1 protein-coding gene is annotated in these 265 nt (G+C 44.9%); it reads left to right on the top strand.

Features of this window, described 5'->3' with window-relative positions:
• The coding region (locus tag SB775_RS30340; RefSeq protein WP_410864959.1) for an MBL fold metallo-hydrolase at positions 1 to 243 on the top strand (243 nt) is incomplete at its 5' end.
• Between the last annotated feature and the right edge of the window lie 22 nt (positions 244 to 265).

Below are 265 nucleotides of genomic sequence, written 5' to 3'. Positions count from 1 at the left end.
CCAGGCAGTGTGTCTTACTATTCGTCGGAGGAGGGATTTGTCATTTCTGGTGACGCTTTATTCCAAGGCGGCATCGGGAGAACAGATTTAGTGGGCGGCAGTCAGGAAGTGCTGCTTCAATCGATTCATGACAAATTGTTATCATTGCCAGAATCCACTCTCGTTTTAAGTGGACATGGCGGGGAAACAACTGTGCTCACGGAGCAGGAACAAAATCCGTTTATTCATGGTTTTTCTCTTTAAATGTAGGTATGAAAAAAGCATC

The sequence above is a fragment of the Peribacillus sp. SIMBA_075 genome (genome assembly GCF_046534585.1).
Note: the sequence above shows the minus strand (reverse complement) of the source record. Positions and strands in the feature narration are given on the sequence as shown.